Origin of the sequence: Pseudoxanthomonas suwonensis 11-1, from assembly GCF_000185965.1 — a bacterium.
In the GTDB taxonomy this organism is placed as follows: Bacteria; Pseudomonadota; Gammaproteobacteria; order Xanthomonadales; family Xanthomonadaceae; genus Pseudoxanthomonas; species Pseudoxanthomonas suwonensis_A.
On the sequence record NC_014924.1, the window covers coordinates 2969187 to 2984625 of the forward strand.

Annotated in this window: 15 protein-coding genes; 6 read left to right on the forward strand and 9 right to left on the reverse strand. The window is 67.9% G+C overall.

Going from position 1 to position 15439, the window contains the following annotated elements:
* Nucleotides 1-136 precede the first annotated feature (136 nt).
* Nucleotides 137-538: an STAS domain-containing protein gene (locus tag PSESU_RS13630; protein ID WP_013536375.1), complete on the forward strand. Its 402-nt coding sequence runs from the start codon at nucleotides 137-139 to the stop codon at nucleotides 536-538.
* A gap of 140 nt (nucleotides 539-678) precedes the next feature.
* On the opposite strand, the gene PSESU_RS13635 is transcribed toward PSESU_RS13630, so the two are convergent.
* From PSESU_RS13635 to rsgA, 8 genes are all read right to left on the reverse strand, one after another.
* On the reverse strand, nucleotides 679-1194 hold the full coding sequence (locus PSESU_RS13635) for a signal peptidase II (protein ID WP_013536376.1): 516 nt from the start codon (nucleotides 1192-1194) through the stop codon (nucleotides 679-681).
* 602 nt (nucleotides 1195-1796) lie between these two features.
* A complete protein-coding gene (locus PSESU_RS13640; RefSeq protein ID WP_041764176.1) occupies nucleotides 1797-2405 on the reverse strand; it encodes a CPBP family intramembrane glutamic endopeptidase in 609 nt (202 codons plus the stop codon).
* Between the two features lie 344 nt (nucleotides 2406-2749).
* Nucleotides 2750-3388, reverse strand: a complete 639-nt coding sequence (locus PSESU_RS16285) for a hypothetical protein (RefSeq protein ID WP_155942777.1) — start codon at nucleotides 3386-3388, stop codon at nucleotides 2750-2752.
* A gap of 981 nt (nucleotides 3389-4369) precedes the next feature.
* On the reverse strand, nucleotides 4370-4507 hold the full coding sequence (locus PSESU_RS16290; RefSeq protein WP_013536380.1) for a hypothetical protein: 138 nt from the start codon (nucleotides 4505-4507) through the stop codon (nucleotides 4370-4372).
* Between the two features lie 267 nt (nucleotides 4508-4774).
* Entirely contained in the window at nucleotides 4775-4945 is a 171-nt protein-coding gene (locus tag PSESU_RS16295; RefSeq protein WP_013536382.1) for a hypothetical protein, read from the reverse strand.
* 256 nt (nucleotides 4946-5201) lie between these two features.
* Nucleotides 5202-7496 carry an NADP-dependent malic enzyme gene (locus PSESU_RS13655; RefSeq protein WP_013536383.1) on the reverse strand — a complete coding sequence of 765 codons (2295 nt, stop codon included), beginning with the start codon at nucleotides 7494-7496 and terminating at the stop codon, nucleotides 5202-5204.
* Between the two features lie 181 nt (nucleotides 7497-7677).
* On the reverse strand, nucleotides 7678-8922 hold the full coding sequence (locus tag PSESU_RS13660) for a flavohemoglobin expression-modulating QEGLA motif protein (protein WP_013536384.1): 1245 nt from the start codon (nucleotides 8920-8922) through the stop codon (nucleotides 7678-7680).
* Between the two features lie 57 nt (nucleotides 8923-8979).
* Entirely contained in the window at nucleotides 8980-10095 is a 1116-nt protein-coding gene (gene rsgA / locus PSESU_RS13665) for a ribosome small subunit-dependent GTPase A (protein ID WP_013536385.1), read from the reverse strand.
* A gap of 207 nt (nucleotides 10096-10302) precedes the next feature.
* Here rsgA and PSESU_RS13670 point away from each other — a divergent pair, with 207 nt between their 5' ends.
* The 4 genes from PSESU_RS13670 (at nucleotide 10303) to PSESU_RS16300 (ending at nucleotide 13457) form a co-directional block, all read left to right on the forward strand.
* Entirely contained in the window at nucleotides 10303-11574 is a 1272-nt protein-coding gene (locus PSESU_RS13670) for a pyridoxal phosphate-dependent aminotransferase (RefSeq protein WP_013536386.1), read from the forward strand.
* Nucleotides 11575-11576: 2 nt separating this feature from the next.
* Nucleotides 11577-12212 (forward strand): SGNH/GDSL hydrolase family protein, encoded by a 636-nt coding sequence (locus PSESU_RS13675; protein ID WP_013536387.1) that lies wholly within the window; start codon nucleotides 11577-11579, stop codon nucleotides 12210-12212.
* Nucleotides 12213-12241: 29 nt separating this feature from the next.
* Nucleotides 12242-12913, forward strand: coding sequence for a class I SAM-dependent methyltransferase (locus PSESU_RS13680; RefSeq protein ID WP_041765029.1), 672 nt, complete (start codon nucleotides 12242-12244; stop codon nucleotides 12911-12913).
* Between the two features lie 298 nt (nucleotides 12914-13211).
* Nucleotides 13212-13457 carry a hypothetical protein gene (locus PSESU_RS16300; RefSeq protein WP_013536389.1) on the forward strand — a complete coding sequence of 82 codons (246 nt, stop codon included), beginning with the start codon at nucleotides 13212-13214 and terminating at the stop codon, nucleotides 13455-13457.
* A gap of 117 nt (nucleotides 13458-13574) precedes the next feature.
* On the opposite strand, the gene PSESU_RS13690 is transcribed toward PSESU_RS16300, so the two are convergent.
* Nucleotides 13575-14351: a polysaccharide deacetylase family protein gene (locus PSESU_RS13690; protein WP_013536390.1), complete on the reverse strand. Its 777-nt coding sequence runs from the start codon at nucleotides 14349-14351 to the stop codon at nucleotides 13575-13577.
* A gap of 62 nt (nucleotides 14352-14413) precedes the next feature.
* On the opposite strand from PSESU_RS13690, the gene grxD reads away from it, so the two are divergent.
* On the forward strand, nucleotides 14414-15340 hold the full coding sequence (grxD, locus tag PSESU_RS13695) for a Grx4 family monothiol glutaredoxin (protein ID WP_013536391.1): 927 nt from the start codon (nucleotides 14414-14416) through the stop codon (nucleotides 15338-15340).
* Nucleotides 15341-15439 lie beyond the last annotated feature (99 nt).

Genomic DNA, 15439 nt, shown 5'->3' on the forward strand with positions numbered 1-15439 from the left:
CGCTGAAACGCGGTTCAGCTGCGCCGGGAAAACACACGCGTCCTTAGCAAACCCCGCCATACGATCCAGTCTGGTCCTACCCCCGGGACCTCCGCGGCGCCCTCCCCCAGGCCCGCGGGTCTGGAGAGAAGCAGTGATGAGCCAGCTCAGGATCGACCCCACGCCCCCGCAGAACGGAGTCCAGCGCATTGCCGTTAGCGGCCGCCTGGATACCGGCAGCCACTCCGAACTGGACCACGCCATCGACCCGCTGCTTGCCGACGAGCGCGTGTCCTCCGTGGTGCTGGACCTGGAAGGCCTCAACTACATCAGCAGCGCCGGCCTGCGCTCGCTGTCGCGCGTCCGCCGCGCCCTCGCCCGCCGCCACCGCAGCGTGCTGCTGATCAACCCGCAGCCGCAGATCCAGAAGGTCTTCGACGTCGTCGACGCCGTTCCCCTCAAGGACGTCTTCGCCTCGGTGGAAGAAGCGGACCAGTACCTGGATGCGATGCAGCGGAAGCTGGTGGCGAAGGTGGCCGCCGCTCAGGTACAGGCGTAGCCGTCAGGCCGCTCTTGGTTCCGCGCTCTCTCTTGGCAGGTCTTTTCCAGGACCCCCAAGAGCGCGGGCACCCACGACCTTTCAGTACCTTGGACGGCCCCCCAGCGTTCATTCAGATGGCCCCACATCGCCAGCTGCGCTCAAGTCACGCCGGTCCTGAATATCGACCTGCGGACCAGTTCAACAGTCGTGCCTATCTGTCCGACGACCGCGGCAACCGAAGCCAGGACCACGACGATGTCAGCGATGTTGATGACCCTCACCCGCTTGGTTTCCAGGTCCACCATGGCCAGGTAATCAGTCACACCTCCAAGCGCGACATACTCGGCTGCATTCAGTAGTGCAATGGCGACCAACGCGGCTGATGCCAGGAATCCCAGGCGCACCATCCAGTGATGACCAAGTCCGGGCTGCGCTCGGCCTACCCAGAAGAAAAACGAACAGAAGATCGAAGCAATCAACAGGGCGATCAGTAGCCAGGCGATAGCGCTCCACCCGAACAGCATCACCCTCGTTTCGTTGATCGTGTGCGTCAAGTACAGCGGCCCCGCCAAGTGGATAGTGCTGTCGACCTCGAGGCCTAGCCGGGCCCACGCGCGAATGGCGATCTCGAGAGCAACAAACGAGCCGACAACAAGCAAAGCTGTCCTAGCCATACGTCCTCCGTAAGGCACGCTGGCGAAGCCACCGTGCCCCTAGCGCGTCACCTTACCCTTGCTGTGACCTCGACTTTGACGCCCTTGTCGGTCACCTCGGCGGAACCAGAGCAACCCTTCGAGACTCCATAGGCGCCACGGTGCCGATGGCAGCAACTACCACGACCGCGACCACGACGGCTCCGACGACTAGCGGTGCAACACCACGCCGCACCGGACGAGCACCCTCAGCAACGGGTGATGGGAAAGCTGCTCCCGGAAACTACGGCGAGACTCCGCTCGCCGGACGGCCACCGTCCCTGCTGCACGGCTCCACGCGACTGGATCGATTGCGACATAGGCAGCGGGTGGCGGCATGTCATCCATACGTACTCGATTCAGGAGGGTTCGCTCGCCCGCCGCCACCGCAGCCTCTTCTGGTCAAACCGCAGCCGCGGATCCAGAAGGTCTTCGACGTCGACGACACCGCCTCCCTCAAAGACATCTTCGCCTCGGTGGAATAGGCAGACCAGCGCTTGGACGCAACGCAGCAAAAGCTTGTGGCGGAGGCTGCCAAGGCCTCATAGCGACAGGAAGTTTTGTGCGGCCGCGCCGCCTGAACGCTACAAGAAAAGCCCGTACCCCTTAGTTCCATACCAGAGCAAGACCAAGAGATTCACGATCCCGTGGACCAATGCTCGCTGCAACGTGCTTACGCGCCATTTCAGTGCAAGCATGCATAGGGCCAGCGAGAAGACCACTGGCCAGAACAGTGGGCCGGCATGGACAAAGCCAAATACAAGCGACACGAGAACGGCTGCAGTTAGGCCGTTCGTGAGCCGCGATAGCCCATCAAGCAAAAGTCCTCGCACGACCTTCTCCTCGTAGATCGGCGCGGTGACCACGGCACCGACCAAGGTCACCGCCACCGCCGTGATAGAGAGCTGAGAGACATCGAGGAACTTCGTTCTACCCCAAGCGACTGCAGCCACCCAGAAGGCGGCTAGGCCGATCGCTGCAACCACGAGCCAGATCACGAGGCTAATCGACCACCTACGAGATTCCTTCTCTGGATAGAGCCAGAGCAAGACCAGCGCGAGTGTGCCCTCGCACACAGGCTTTCCCCAGGCGAGCTCAATCGCCTCAGACAGCCACAACCCAAGCCCACCTATTAAGGTGACCAAGAAGCCAGAAGCAACTAGCTTCCAACTGTGAATATCTGGCCCCGCCATTCGGTCACCATGAGGGAAGGGGCACGAAGCCCCTTCCCCGCAAAACTCACCTTTCGGAATTCTTGATGTAGCGCTCAATAATGCCGGGAACAGTAAACGGACTCGCCGCCAATGCCCTGTAGGTGATCGACGCGAGGTCGCTCCAGCTTGATCCCGCTCCGTTGCAAGTAATGTAGCTTTCCTTCGTGCCAATCTTGAAGGTTGCGCCTGCGCCGACGACGCCGACGCGTATTTCGATGCGATGCAGAGAAGGGTTGTTGAAAAGAGAAGCTCAATACAAGGGGCGAGCCGCATAGCGGTTGATTTGACGTGCCTCCAGCAACGCAGAAAACCTGTCGAGGGGATTAGTGACCGACCGGAGCGGGAAGCTCCAGGTTCAGCACGGTTAGGGTCGGCGACTCGTCGAGTTGGAGACCACAGCCGTACGCTTCCGAGAACATCGCAAGCATCGACTCACCACGCACCGCCCGCTCCTGCCACGCGTTCCGGCCAAGCCTCGACTCGAGCATCTCGGCAACTTTCACCCCCGAAGTAAACAATCGATAGCCGACATCGTCGGCAAAGAGCCGGGAACGAAATGATTCGTACTCGGCCAACGAACCTTTGAACGCCGTGGTGTAGGCATAGAACTCTGCCGGCCATTCCCAAAAGGCTTTGTAGGTGAAGTAGGTCCGCGCTCCACCTTCCATCGATCCGATCGCAGCAGCGAGTTCGTCACATGCGGGAGAAGTATTTCCCCCAGTTGCACTGCGATGCATCTCGTCCACCGCGTCATAGACCCGCGACAAGCGCTCATCCATCGAGTACGCCTTGACCACGCGCTCGTCAATTTCGGTATATGAGAATGGAATCCGCGATCCGTAGTACTGCGCGGCAAGATGGAATGATTCATGCGCAGCGAGGAAGTCCAAGGCTTCCTCACCACCTGTGATCCCAGGCTCCAGGCCCAGAACCACGACCAGGTGATCGTCAGCTTGCCCCATACGAAACTCGTGGCGATCTCGCGACACACGGAGTAGCGAAGTACGGGAATCACTCGCGCCGACGTACACCAGTACGAAAGCGTCCTTCGAAGGCCAACGAATTCGGTCCGTCTGGGTCCAGGCGGCGGAATCGATCGCGACTTGTGCTACTGGTGGTGGCAACCCATCCATCTTGCAGTCTCCGGATGCGCACATGGAACGGGCGCGCAGGACTCCTGCGCGCCCCTTTCGTCAGTTCCTTGCCCGCTCTTCTGCCGCGCGAAGATCGCCACAGGTCGTCTCAACCGTGGCCCCCTGGGTGGTGGTAGCGTCGCCACCGATTCCGCCCACCCTGCCGCCGACAGTGGCGGTGGCACCGTAGCTGATGGTCACCTTTGTGCTATCGGGAAGTCCACGGCAGTTCTGGAGGGCCGCTTGGCGGGCGGACGAGCCAGACTGGTTGGAGGTGCCGCTGCTGCGATTGTTTCCGCCAGCAACGGAGTGGATCTCCTGGACTTTCAAGCTGCGCATAAATCCTCCTTGATGTGCGCGGGGACGGCCTATTCCGCCCCCGGAGGCAATTTATCCACCGAACAAGTGCGGTCAATCCCGGAAATCCCGATCTTCCTGTCAGGCTTTTCCGAGTTCCGCTATACCAGTCCAGTTACCCCGCCCCCTCTTCCAGCTGCTGGCGGAGCTGGGCTCGACCGCCACGACGGCGCCACTTCGCGGGCCATTCCCAGAGAACCTTGCGGGTAGAGCAAGCTCGGGTGGCGTCACCCAAGCCACTGGAACGCTCCTCAAACGGCGCACTTACCCCCAACCTGCGCGGCACGCTCCCCGGCATCCACCTCGTGATTGTGTCGTGGCACGCGGCGAAGCCAGGTCCCGCTAGGCGGCGCTGGACTGCCTCCGGCCAACTTCCGCACGCCTGACGTAGTCAGACGCTCATCTGGCCGGATGCCTTCCACGAAGTGCCGATGTGCATAAGCTGACGGGACGCTACTCGCACTCCTGCGAGAGCTGCGCGTCGGTCTCTGCGGCGATCTGTGCGATATGCACGATGCTCGCCCTGTGATGCCACGCGTACAGGAATCCTCCAAGAACCATCAGGATCGCCAGATAGCCGCTGCGCTTCATGGTCTGCTCCTTTGGGAGATGGTCCGGCCCGGGGAGGGCCGGACCGGTTCATCAATGCTGACTCACGTAGTGCCAGATCGCGCCCATGACCAGTCCTGTCGGGCTGATCGCCCCCAGCACCCTGGCCGGCGTTGAGTTCAGGGAGTGCCACGCCTTTCCGACCGCCTTGCCGATCGCTCGATCAGCGTCTGCGTTGGTCGGCGCCTCCGCGCCCCCGCTGCCGCCCGTGACGTATGCGGATTCCGAAGTAGAGAGCGTACGCATGGCTCAGTCCTCGCACTCGCTGGAAAGGCGTTCATCCTCCTCCTTGGCCGCCTGACCGATTGCCAGCAGGGATGCCCGGTTGGCATGCGCCCATGCGATGGCTGCACCGAGGGCGAGGACGATGCGGACACCGCCTCCGACATGTTCCAGTTCAACGCTACTCAAAGTTCTCATGGCACTTCCTCCTTGAAGTGGCTGGTTGATGAGAATGCGCCTTGGCGCGCCCTGAGCATGCTTCTGCCACTGGCAGATTCAATCAGAGGAATCCAATCCCGGATGTAGGATTTTTACTACACGAGCGGCGAAGGCTTGGGCAACTACGGGTCCAGCCCGGACGGATATGCCGCCATGCCCGTTAAGCCCAAATAAAAAGGGCAGGAGCTCCCGCTCCTGCCCGTGTCCATTCAACCGGTCAGCTTGAAGGGTTGCCTCAGCCCCCCCGGCCCTCCTCCATCTGCTGGCGGATCTGGGCGTCGACCGCGGCGATGGCGGTCATGTTGAGGATGCGGCGCGGGGTGGCGCTGGTGGTGAGGATGTGCACCGGCTTGCTGATGCCCATCAGGATCGGGCCGATGGCGATGCCGTCGGTGAACACTCGCACCAGGTTGTAGGCGATGTTCGCGGCTTCCAGGTTCGGCATCACGAACAGGTTGGCGCGGCCCTTGAGGGTGCTGTTGGGCATGATCTTGCCGCGCAGGATCTCGTCCCACGCGGTGTCGCCCTGCATCTCGCCGTCCATGTTCAGGCGCGGGCTGCGCCTGCGCAGGAGCTCGCGTACCTGGCGCATCTTCACCGCGTCCTTCGACTCGTGGCTGCCGAAGTTGGAGTGCGACAGCAGGGCCACGTTCGGCTCGATGCCGAACAGGCGCATGCGGAACGCGGCCTGCAGGGTGGCCTCGGCGATCTGCTCGGCGGTCGGGTCGTCCTGGACGTGGGTGTCGACGAAGAAGAACACGCCCTGCTGGTTGATCACGCCGGTCATGGCCGAGGTGGACTGCACCCGCGGCTCCAGCGGGATCACGCTGCGCACGTAGCCGAGCTTCTTGTGGAAGCGGCCGACGATGCCGGTCAGCAGCGCGTCGGCCTCGCCCCGGGCGACCATCACCGCGCCGATCAGGGTGGTGCGCGAGCGCATCAGGGTCTTGGCCGCGGCCACGGTGACGCCACGACGCTCGGTCAGGGCGTGGTAGTGCTGCCAGTAGTCGTTGAAGCGCGGGTCGTCGTCCTGGTTGGTGATCTCGAAGTCCACGCCGGCCTGCATGCGCAGGCCCAGGCGCTGGATGCGGCTCTCGATCACCTCGGGGCGGCCGATCAGGATCGGGAAGGCGAGCTTCTCGTCGATCACGGTCTGCACCGCGCGCAGCACCACTTCCTCCTCGCCCTCGGCGTAGGCCACGCGCTTGAGGTCGGAGCGGGCGCGGTCGTAGACCGGCTTCATCAGCAGGCTGGAACGGTAGACGAACTGCCCCAGCTTCTCGCGGTAGGCCACCATGTCCTGGATCGGACGCTCGGCGATGCCGGAGTCCATCGCGGCCTGGGCCACGGCCGAGGACAGCTCGACCAGCAGGCGCGGGTCGAACGGGCGCGGGATCAGGTATTCGGGGCCGAAGTTCGGGACCTCGTCGCCGTAGGCGCTGCCCAGGTCCGAGGCCTCCTTGCGTGCCAGCGCCGCGATGGCGTGCACGCAGGCGATCTTCATCTCCTCGTTGATGCCGGTCGCGCCGACGTCCAGCGCGCCACGGAACAGGTAGGGGAAGCACAGGGCGTTGTTGACCTGGTTCGGGTAGTCCGAACGGCCGGTGGCGATGATCGCGTCCGGGCGCACGCGGCGCGCGTCCTCGGGCAGGATCTCCGGGTACGGGTTGGCCAGGGCCAGGATCACCGGGTTGGGGGCCATGGTGGCCACCATCTCTGGCTTGAGGATGCCGCCGGCCGACAGGCCCAGGAAGATGTCGGCGCCCTTGATGATGTCCTCGAGGGTGCGGGCGTCAGTGTCGCGCGCGTAGCGCAGCTTGTCCGGGTCCAGGTCGGTGCGGCCGGCGTGGATCACGCCGCCGCGGTCGAAGGCCAGGATGTTCTCCGGGCGCAGGCCCAGCTTGACCAGCATGTCCACGCAGGAGACGCCAGCGGCGCCCATGCCGGTGGTCGCCAGCTTCACGTCCTCGATCTTCTTGCCGACCACGTGCAGGGCGTTGACCACCGCCGCGCCGACGATGATCGCCGTGCCGTGCTGGTCGTCGTGGAACACCGGGATGTTCATCCGCTCGCGCAGCTTGCGCTCGACGATGAAGCACTCCGGCGCCTTGATGTCCTCGAGGTTGATGCCGCCGAAGGTCGGCTCCAGCGAGGCGATGATGTCGACCAGCTTATCCGGGTCGTTCTCGTCGATCTCGATGTCGAACACGTCGATGCCGGCGAACTTCTTGAACAGCACGCCCTTGCCTTCCATCACCGGCTTGCCGGCCAGCGGGCCGATGTTGCCCAGGCCCAGCACCGCGGTGCCGTTGGAGACCACCGCCACCAGGTTGCCGCGCGCGGTCAGCTCGCTGGCCTGCTTCGGGTCGGCGACGATCGCCTCGCAGGCGTGGGCCACGCCCGGCGAATAGGCCAGGGCCAGGTCGCGCTGCGTGAGCATGGCCTTGGTCGGCGAGACCTTGATCTTTCCGGGCCGCGGCGAGCGGTGGTATTCGAGGGCGGCCTGTTTGAAATCTTCCTGTTCGGACATCGATCGGGTTCGGCGCGAGCGCAAGGGGCCTCGATTCTAAGCGTTCCGGTGCTCCGGCGGCCCCTTGCGCGCCGCGCGGTGCAGGCGCCGTTGCGACTTCGGACTTACGGTGCAGTGCAACAAAACGCGGCCTGGCCGGCTGAAAACCCATGACAGCGCTCGTCACGCACGATGCGGCGGATCAGCGCGCGGCGCCGTCGTCGATGCGGTCGATGCGGATGCGGTTGGCGAACAACGAGAACGCCAGCAGCCCGGCCAGGCCGCCAGCGCGCTCGATCCAGGGCGGCAGCCACTGCGGCGGCGCCAAGGTGCCATCGGTGAACAGCGGTTCGAATCGGACCACGTCGTCCAGGGTCATCTTGCCGGCCATCAGCCAGCGGCACAGGACCAGGCGGTCGCGCTGCAGGGCCAGGCGGAAGAAGGTATGCACGCCGAGCAGGCCGCGCAGGTACACCGTGTCCTTGGTGAAGGCGCAGCCGCCGGACAGCGGCACGCCGCGGAACACGCGCTGGGCCGAGGCGAAGCTCTCCTCCTCCGGCTGCCCGGCGCCGAGGAAGTAGCCGAACACCTGCAGGAAGTCGGCGCCGTCCAGGGCCATGGCCACCGCCTCGGTACGCAGGCTGATCCGCTTCATGCGGCCGATGTCGATGCTGCCGGTGATCTGCTCGGCGAAGGTCGCCAGGCCTTCCTGGGTGGCGGTGACGCGCGGCGAAGCCAGGGCCAGGCTGGGCAGCACGGCCTGGTTGCGGCCGTTGAGCGCGGTCAGCGAATGCACCAGGGCCTCGTGGTGGAACAGCTGGCGGCGGTCGTAGTCGCTGAAGGCGGCGCCGGCGCGCAGGCGGATGCGGGTGGCGCCGGCGGCGGCCTTGGCGATCAGTCCCAGGTCCAGCTCGACCTGGACCACGCGGCCGCCGAAGAACTCGTCCAGGTCGCCCTGCAGCTGCAGGGCCAGGGCGGTGGCAGAGACCGGCACCTGCTCGGCCGGCGAGAACAGCTCGTGGTCCAGCTCGCTGGCCAGCTGGATGAAGTGGTGGGCGGCCTCGCGGGTGGTGGGGCCTTCGCCCGGCAGCGGCTGGTCGGGCCGGCCGAACAGGGCCACGGATTCGGCGCCGGCCCGGGTGGTGCCCAGCGCCTCGAGCAGGCGCGCGGCCGCAGCCCAGCTGGCGGCCGATTCGCGCAGGTAGATGCCCAGCGGGTGGTCGGGATCGGCGGCGTCGGCGATGGCCTGCAGCTCGGCGCGGGCGTCGCTGAAGTCCAGCTTCGGGTATTCGACCCGTGGCAGGCCGGCCCTGCCCTGGCGCCAGGCGGCGAGGAATTCCTCCTGCACGCTGGCCGGCCAGCTGGCCAGGCCGAGCAGGCGGATGCCACGGACGGCGCGGACCATGCGCTGGTCCAGTGTGGCGTGGTGGGCGATGGCGTCGGTCATCGGCGGCTCCGCGGTGCGTCCGCCAAGGGCGGACCGCAGGCACCGTACCGCAACCGGCTAGCGTCGCGGGCGCGATCCGGGGCGCCTGGGCCCACGACCCAGGCCGCGCCCCTCGGCCTTCTGTGCCATGCGCTGGGCCAGGCGCTCGGCGGCGCCGGCCACCTCGTCGCGCAGCTTGAGGTAGTTGGCCACCCGCCCGGGATCCACCTCGCCGGCCTCGATCGCCGCCTGCACCGCGCAGCCAGGTTCGCTGTCGTGGGCGCAGTCGTTGAAGCGGCACTGGCTGGCCAGCTCCTCGATATCGCCGAAGGCGCCGTCGGCCAGCTCCTCCTCGCCGGTGGGCTTGAGCTCGCGCATGCCGGGGGTATCGACCAGGCAGGCGCCGGAGGGCAGCGGGACCAGGGCGCGGTGGGTGGTGGTGTGGCGGCCGCGCGAGTCGCTGGCGCGGACCTCGCCGGTCTTCATCCGCTCCCGGCCCAGCAGGCTGTTGGTCAAGGTGGACTTGCCGGCACCGGAGGAGCCGACCAGCACCGCGGTGCAGCCCGGGGCGAGCCACGGCGACAGCGCGGCCGCGGCCTGCGGGTCCTTGGCGTTGAGCGGCAGCACCGGCACGCCCAGGGCGCGCAGGTCCTCCAGCGCTTCCAGCGCCAGCTCGGGCGCCTCGCCGTTGAGGTCGGCCTTGGTCAGCACGATCACCGGCTGCACGCCACCGCCACCGACCAGCAGCAGGTAGCGCTCGATCCGGCGCGGGTTGAAGTCGGCGTCCAGGCCGCAGACCACGAAGGCGGTATCGACGTTGGCCGCGATCACCTGTTGCTGGTAGTGCTCGCCGGCGGCGGCGCGCTTGATCGCGGTGCGCCGCGGCAGCAGGGCGAGGATGCGGCGGCCATCGTGCAGCACCCAGTCGCCGACCGCGGCGCGCTCGTGCAGCGGCACGCCATCGGCGGTGAACACCGGGCGGCGCTGCCATTCCGGCGGCGACTCCACCCGGAACGGCACGGTATCCGGCGCATCGGACAGGGCATAGCCGGTGCGGTGCTGCTCGCTCACCCGTGCCGGGCGGCCTTCGGGATGGCGCTCGAACAGCGCCTGCCAGGCAGGGGCCGCGGGTGGGCCGGCCCAGGGCCAGCCGATGCGCTGCAGCGTGGGGTAGTCGGGTTCGGGGGATGTCATCGGGGCGCATTGTAGTGCCCGGCCCGCGCAGCCGAGCGCCACGCGTGGATGGGCGCGCGATGGCGGGATCACAGGTGTCCACCGGGCGCCGTTGCAGGCTGATGGCCGTTTCGCCCGAAACGACCGCCCCGCCTCGCTCGGTGACGCTCCCGGGGCGGTTATTTCCGATACCATGCCAGACCCCACTCCGCCCCGTTGGGCCCTGCCATGTCGTCCACCGAAAAAACGCTTGCCGTGCGCGAGCGACTGTCGGAAGTCCGCTACGAGATCCGAGGTGAGCTCAACCGGCGAGCCCATGCCCTCGAGGCGGCAGGACGCGAGCTGATCAAGCTCAACATCGGCAACCCGGGCGCATTCGGCTTCCGCGCGCCCGAGCACCTGCAGCAGGCGATCATCCGGGACATCGACAGCACCGACCCGTACACCCACCAGCTCGGCCTGCCGGCCGCGCGCGAGGCGCTGGCTTCGGCCTACCGCAAGCGCGGCGCGCCGCACGTGGATACCGACCGGGTGTTCGTCGGCAACGGCGTGTCCGAGCTGATCGACATGACCCTGCGCGCCCTGCTCAACCCGGGCGACGAGGTGCTGGTGCCGTCGCCGGACTACCCGCTGTGGTCGGCGGCGACGATCCTCAACGACGGCCGTCCGGTGTACTACCGCTGCGCCCCGGAGAACGGCTTCATGCCGGATCCGGTGGAAGTGGAGGCGCTGGTTTCCGCGCGCACCCGCGCGATCGTGCTGATCAACCCGAACAACCCCACCGGCGCGGTCTACCCGAGGGAACTGCTGGAGCGCCTGGTCGCGGTCGCGCGCCGCCACAACCTGCTGCTGCTGGTGGACGAGATCTACGACCAGGTGCTGTACGACGGCGCCGCGTTCGAGCCGACCGCGCCGATCGCCGGCGACCACCCGTGCATCACCTTCTCCGGCCTGAGCAAGGTGCACCGCGCCTGCGGCTGGCGCGTGGGCTGGGCGATCCTCACCGGCTCGCACGAACGCACCGCCGACTACCGCAACGCGCTGGACCTGCTGTCGGGCCTGCGCCTGTGCGCCAACGTCGGTGGCCAGTACGCGATCGAGGCGGCGGTCAACGGCCCGGACACCATCAGCGCGCTGTGCGCGCCGGGCGGCCGCCTGTACGAGACCCGCCGCGCCGTGGTCGAGGCCTGCGCCGCCAGCGAGCACCTGCACCTGATCGAACCCAAGGGCGCGCTGTACGCGTTCCCGTCGGTGGTGGGCGCGGCCGCGCGCGGCTTCGACGACCACCAGTTCGCGCTGGAGCTGCTGGAGACCGAGGACGTGCTGATCGTCCCCGGCTCGAGCTTCAACGTGCCCTACCGCGACCATTTCCGCGTGACCCTGCTGCCCGAGGCCGGGCTGATGCGCGAGGTGTTCGCGCGCATCGACCGCGCCCTGTCGCGGCGCGCGGAGATGAACACCAAGGTCGTGCCGATCAAGGCGCGGAACGCGGCGGCCTGAGCGTGGCGCAAGGCTTCCTCGCCCTGGGCGATTCGTACACGATCGGGGAAGGCATCGCGGAGGACGGGCGCTGGCCGGTGCAGCTGGCCGCGGCGCTGCGCGCCGAAGGACTGGACCTGCCCGCGCCGCGGATCATCGCCACCACCGGCTGGACCACGGATGAGCTGGACGCCGGCATCGATGCCGCCCACGCGCAGTCGCCGATCGCGACCGACCACGCCCTGGTCAGCCTGCTGGCAGGCGTGAACGACCAGTACCGCGGGCTGGAGCCTGGCGGCTTCCGCACCCGCTTCGCCGCCCTGCTGCGGCGCGCAGCCGGATTCGCCGGCGGTGATGCGGCGCGGGTGCTGGTGCTCGCCATCCCGGACTGGGGCGTGACCCCGTTCGCCTTCGCCCAGGGCCGCGACCGCGACCTGGTCGCCAGCCAGATCGATGCCTTCAACGCCATCTGCCGCGAGGAAACCGCGCGTGCCGGGGCACACTGGGTCGACATCGGCCCGGTGAGCCGCGAACGTGGCGGCAAAACCGCGATGCTGGCCGACGATGGCCTGCATCCGTCGGCCACCATGTATGCCCTGTGGTCCGCGCTGGCACTCCCGGCCGCGCGGGCCGCACTGCAAGGCAGGAGACCTTCTTGAACGCGATGCCCCGACCCCAGCCGCGACCGCTGTCGCGGGACACCGCCGAACGCATCGCCCGTGCGTTCCTGCCCGGCACCCTGCTGGGCAACCGGTACCACTACTACTACGCGCGGGCGAAGCTGCGCAGCGACCCGCTGTATCCGGGCGTGTGCGAGGCCCTGCGCGACGCCGCCGGGCCGCTGCTGGACCTGGGCTGCGGCATCGGCCTGCTGGCCCATGCCCTGCACCACGAGGGCATCGCCCTGCGCTACTTCGGCGTGGACAACGACCACCGCAAGATCGCCTCGGCGCGCCGCGCCGCCGACCGCGCCGGCCTGGACGACGCCGGCTTCGAGACCCTGGACCTGTCGCAGGCCCTGCCGCCGCACCGCGGCAGCGTGGCGATCCTGGACGTGATGCAGTTCCTGCAGCCGCAGCGCCAGGCCGAGGTGGTCGACGCCCTGGTGGGCATGCTCGAGCCGGGCTCGAAGCTGGTGATCCGCACCGGCCTGGACGACGGCAGCCGCAGCGCGCGCATCACCCGCACCACCGATGTGTTCGCGCGCCTGGTCGGCTGGATGAACGCTGCCCCGATCCACTATCCCGAAGCGGAGATGCTCAAGGCCCGCTTCGACGCCGCCGGCCTGCGCAGCGAGTTCTCCCCGCTGGCAGGCGATACGCCCTTCAACAACTGGCTGGTCGTGGCCTGCAGGGATTGAGGGATTCATGGCCCCTCCCCAGCGGGTGAGGGCTTGAGGAAAGGGCCGGGTGCTGGCGCTGCTTGAATGCACCGGCCGGATCGACATTCCGGTATTGCGAAGGCGCGGCGGCGAGCGCCTTGTCGCGGGTCCAGGTATTGGTCGGCTCCCGACCCTCACTCCCGCCGCCTCTCCCGCGGGGCGAGGGGAGTACCCAGGCCGGAAATCTCCTACTGGACGTCGCGGCTTGCGCTGATAGCGCCCCACCCGTCTCCACTGGCAGGCTGCTTCCAACGTCATCGCGCACCGAGAGGCCGCCATGCCGTCCACGCTCTTCCTCATTCAGTGCCTGTTCCTGGCCGGTGGCCTCGCGCTGCTGGGCTGGGGTTATCTGCGCCGTTCGCGCAACGCGATGCTTGTGGCGGCGCTGTCGATGTTCCTCGGTGGAAGCTTCGCGGAGCTGGCGGAGCGGACACCAGGGATCCTGCGCATCGCCATCGAGACCAGCCACGCGCTCGACCAGGAGGACGCCGCGGTGGCGGCGCGCCGGGCCGAGGATGGGTAAGTCTGTTCAAACCGGCGAGGCCCGATCTGCGCGCCCACCCGGGAGACCGCAGCCACGGCCTGCGGCGCGGCGGCACCAACTGACGCGCGCCCAGGCGAATACCGGGCTCAACCCGTCTCAGTCTGGAATAACGCTCGCGTAGCCCTGCTCGCGCAGCAGGCACAGCGCGGCTTCGAGGATCTCGACGCTCTTCCCGTGCGGGGCGCCTTCATGCAGCAGGATGATCGCGCCGGGGGCCAGGCCGCGCTGGATGCGCTGCAGGACCCGGACCACGTCGCCATCCACCGCATCGAAGCCGCGGGCGCTCCAGGCGGCGCGGGACAGGCCCAGCCTGCACAGCGGCGCGGCGATGAAGGGGTTGGTGTGGCCGGCCACGGCCCGGAACCAGCGCGGCGGGCGCCCGGCCAGTTCGGTGAGCGCGGCCTGGGCGCGCTCCAGCTCGTCGGCCATGGCACGCGGACCCAGGGCCCAGAAGCGGGCCTGGGGATGGCTCCAGGTGTGGTTGGCGACCTCGTGGCCGCGGCGGACGATCTCCTGCACCAGTTCCGGCCGCGCCCGGGCGCGCTCGCCGACCAGGAAGAAGGTGGCGCGCATGCCGTGACGGTCCAGCGCCTCGAGCATGGCCGGGGTGTCGTCGGAGGGACCGTCGTCGATGGTCAGCCAGACCGCGCGCTCGTCGCCGGGCAGGCGCGAGACCGCCGGCGCGTAGAGCGTGGCCCGCGGCAGGAACACCGGGACGATGAAGGCCGCATGCGACAGCAGCAGGGCCGGCAGGCCCCAGCGCCAGCCTGCGGCGAGCCACAGCACGGCCACCGCGAGCTGCGAGGCGACCAGCCAGGCCAGCCAGGCGTAGGGGCGATCCGGGGCGCGATGCAGTGTTGCCGGGTGGCTCATCGCCGCATGATGCCACGGGGCGTAGAATGGAAACCCCTGAAAATCCTGCCGTGAGCCCCCGCATGTCCCTGGATCCCGCCCTGCGTTCGCGCATCGAATCGCTGCTGCAAGCCAACCGCGTCGTGCTGTTCATGAAGGGCCAGCCCGGCATGCCGCAGTGCGGCTTCTCGGCCAAGGCCACCGGCGTGCTGGAAGACCTCGGCGTGGAGTACGCCCACGTCAACGTGCTGGCCGACCAGGAGATCCGCGAGGGCATCAAGGTCTACGGCAACTGGCCGACCATCCCGCAGCTGTACATCGACGGCGAGCTGGTCGGTGGTTCGGACATCATCGAGCAGCTGGCCGCCAGCGGCGAGCTGTCGCAGATCCTCGGCCTGCCGGCCCCGGACCGCACCCCGCCGCAGGTCACCGTGACCGAGGCCGCCGCCGCCCAGCTGCGTGGTGCCCTGGCCAGCGAGCCGAACGCGGCGCTGGCGCTGTCGATCGACGCGCGCTTCCAGCCGCGCTTCCAGATCGTGCCGCGCAGCGATAACGCGATCGCGGTGGAGACCGGTGGCCTGCGCATCCAGTTCGACCTGGCCAGCGCCCGCCGCGCCAACGGCATCACCATCGACTGGGTCGACGACTTCCGTGGCCAGGGCCTGGCCATCGACAACCCGAACGCGCCCAAGCCGGTGCAGCCGATCACCCCGGCCGAGGCAGAGCGCCAGGTCGGCACCGGCGAGCTGGTGCTGGTGGACGTGCGCCCGCCGGAAGAGCGAGCGATCGCCTCGCTGTCGGTGACCCACCGCACCCTGGATGGTGACGGCCGCGCCGCGCTGGACGCCCTGCCCAAGGACACCCGCCTGGCCTTCATCTGCCACCACGGTGGCCGCAGCGCGCAGGCGGCCGAGGAGTTCCGCGGCAAGGGCTTCACCGCGGTGTTCAATGTCGAAGGCGGCATCGACCGCTGGGCCCAGGAAGTGGACGGCAGCATCCCGCGCTACTGAGTCGCGGATCGGGTCGCCCGGCTTGCCGGGTCATGCACGAGTGTAGGGAGGGCGGCGAAAGCCGCCCTCTTCCGTTTGGGGCGACCTGATCCCGCTGCG